2 rRNA genes are annotated in these 3261 nt (G+C 50.5%); both read left to right on the top strand.

Annotated elements, in window-relative coordinates:
- Positions 1-116 precede the first annotated feature (116 nt).
- A 23S ribosomal RNA gene (locus EOE65_RS17805) occupies positions 117-3007 on the top strand.
- 106 nt (positions 3008-3113) lie between these two features.
- A 5S ribosomal RNA gene (gene rrf / locus EOE65_RS17810) occupies positions 3114-3229 on the top strand.
- Positions 3230-3261 lie beyond the last annotated feature (32 nt).

Genomic DNA, 3261 nt, shown 5'->3' on the forward strand with positions numbered 1-3261 from the left:
AACGCTCTTTAACAATGTGGATTTGATGAAATAAGTCTTGTTTTTAACAAGTGCCAATTTATGGTGATTTTATCGTTACGAACAGAGTCTCTTGAACAGACGCCTTCGGGTTATATGGTCAAGTGACAAAGCGTGCACGGTGGATGCCTTGGCAGTCAGAGGCGATGAAGGACGTTGTAACCTGCGATAAGGTTCGGGGAGCTGGTAAACGAGCTTTGATCCGGACATTTCCGAATGGGGAAACCCACTCAATTTATTGAGTATCTTTAGACTGAATACATAGGTCTTTAGAGGCGAACCCGGGGAACTGAAACATCTAAGTACCCGGAGGAAAAGAAATCAACCGAGATTCCCTAAGTAGCGGCGAGCGAACGGGGAGCAGCCCTTAAGCTGTGTTGTAGTTAGAAGAACACTCTGGAAAGTGTGGCCATAGTGGGTGATAGCCCCGTATTTAAAAACTTATACACAGTGAAATCGAGTAGGACGGGACACGTGATATCCTGTCTGAACATGGGGGGACCATCCTCCAAGGCTAAATACTCCTGACTGACCGATAGTGAACCAGTACCGTGAGGGAAAGGCGAAAAGAACCCCTGTGAGGGGAGTGAAATAGAACCTGAAACCGTGTACGTACAAGCAGTGGGAGCCGTTTTCGGACGGTGACTGCGTACCTTTTGTATAATGGGTCAGCGACTTAATTTCAGTAGCAAGCTTAACCGTTTAGGGGAGGCGTAGGGAAACCGAGTCTTAATAGGGCGTTTAGTTGCTGGGATTAGACCCGAAACCGGGCGATCTATCCATGGGCAGGTTGAAGGTTGAGTAACATCAACTGGAGGACCGAACCGACTGTCGTTGAAAAGCCAGCGGATGACCTGTGGATCGGAGTGAAAGGCTAATCAAGCCCGGAGATAGCTGGTTCTCCTCGAAAACTATTTAGGTAGTGCCTCATGTCTCACCATTGGGGGTAGAGCACTGTTTCGGCTAGGGGGTCATCCCGACTTACCAACCCGATGCAAACTCCGAATACCAATGAGTGCAATCATGGGAGACACACGGCGGGTGCTAACGTCCGTCGTGAAAAGGGAAACAACCCAGACCGCCAGCTAAGGTCCCAAAGTTCTAGTTAAGTGGGAAACGATGTGGGAAGGCTTAGACAGCTAGGAGGTTGGCTTAGAAGCAGCCACCCTTTAAAGAAAGCGTAATAGCTCACTAGTCGAGTCGGCCTGCGCGGAAGATATAACGGGGCTAAAACTAGACACCGAAGCTGCGGATGCCATTTATGGCATGGTAGAGGAGCGTTCTGTAAGCCGTTGAAGCGGAAGCTGTAAGGCACCGTGGAGGTATCAGAAGTGCGAATGCTGACATGAGTAACGATAATGGGGGTGAAAAACCCCCACGCCGGAAGACCAAGGGTTCCTGTCCAACGCTATTCGAGGCAGGGTGAGTCGGCCCCTAAGGCGAGGCAGAGATGCGTAGTCGATGGGAAACAGGTTAATATTCCTGTACTTATAATCATTGCGATGGAGGGACGGAGAAGGCTAGGCCATCAGGGCGTTGGTTGTCCCTGTTTAAGGCAGTAGGCTGAGATTTTAGGTAAATCCGGAATCTCTTAAGGCTGAGAGCTGATGACGATGTCCCATGTGGACAGAAGTGGTTGATGCCATGCTTCCAGGAAAAGCTTCTAAGCTTCAGATGATTATGAACCGTACCCCAAACCGACACAGGTGGTCAGGTAGAGAATACCAAGGCGCTTGAGAGAACTCGGGTGAAGGAACTAGGCAAAATGGTGCCGTAACTTCGGGAGAAGGCACGCCGCTGACGGTGATGGAATTTACTTCCTAAGCTGTTGGTGGTCGAAGATACCAGGTGGCTGCGACTGTTTATTAAAAACATAGCACTCTGCAAACACGAAAGTGGACGTATAGGGTGTGACGCCTGCCCGGTGCCGGAAGGTTAATTGATGGGGTTAGCTTAGGCGAAGCTCTTGATCGAAGCCCCGGTAAACGGCGGCCGTAACTATAACGGTCCTAAGGTAGCGAAATTCCTTGTCGGGTAAGTTCCGACCTGCACGAATGGCGTAACGATGGCCACACTGTCTCCACCCGAGACTCAGTGAAATTGAACTCGCTGTGAAGATGCAGCGTACCCGCGGCTAGACGGAAAGACCCCGTGAACCTTTACTATAGCTTCACAGTGGACTTTGACATTACTTGTGTAGGATAGCTGGGAGGCTTTGAAGTGTGTACGCCAGTATGCATGGAGCCAATCTTGAAATACCAGCCTGGTAATGTTGAGGTTCTAACTCAGTTCCCTTATCGGGATCGAGGACATTGTGTGGTGGGTAGTTTGACTGGGGCGGTCTCCTCCCAAAGAGTAACGGAGGAGCACGAAGGTACCCTCAGGCTGGTCGGAAATCAGCCAATGAGTGCAAGCGCATAAGGGTGCTTAACTGCGAGACAGACACGTCGAGCAGGTACGAAAGTAGGTGCTAGTGATCCGGTGGTTCTGTATGGAAGGGCCATCGCTCAACGGATAAAAGGTACTCCGGGGATAACAGGCTGATTCCTCCCAAGAGTTCACATCGACGGGGGAGTTTGGCACCTCGATGTCGGCTCATCACATCCTGGGGCTGAAGCCGGTCCCAAGGGTATGGCTGTTCGCCATTTAAAGTGGTACGCGAGCTGGGTTTAGAACGTCGTGAGACAGTTCGGTCCCTATCTGCCGTGGGCGTTTGAGATTTGAGAAGAGTTGCTCCTAGTACGAGAGGACCGGAGTGAACGAACCTCTGGTGTTCCGGTTGTCATGCCAATGGCATTGCCGGGTAGCTACGTTCGGACGGGATAACCGCTGAAAGCATCTAAGCGGGAAGCCCCCTTCAAGATGAGATCTCGCTGGACCTTTAAGGTCCCTAAAGAGCCGTTCAAGACTAGGACGTTGATAGGCTGGGTGTGGAAGCGTTGTGAGGCGTTGAGCTAACCAGTACTAATTGCTCGTGAGGCTTGACCATATAACGCCAAAGGCGTGTGTGAGAGACCTGTTGATAAAATCACTGTGTGCTTGTTGAAAGTGAGACGAATTTAGATCATCAAATCTGTATTGTTTAACAGTTTATGTTTGGCGACCATAGCGAGTTGGACCCACCTGATCCCATCCCGAACTCAGAAGTGAAACGATTTAGCGCCGATGGTAGTGTGGGGTTTCCCCATGTGAGAGTAGGACATCGCCAAGCTTTTAATTAGGAAGCCCTGATCGGTAACGGTC

It is taken from the genome of Neptunomonas marina (assembly GCF_004005935.1).
Classification (GTDB): domain Bacteria; phylum Pseudomonadota; class Gammaproteobacteria; order Pseudomonadales; family Balneatricaceae; genus Neptunomonas; species Neptunomonas marina.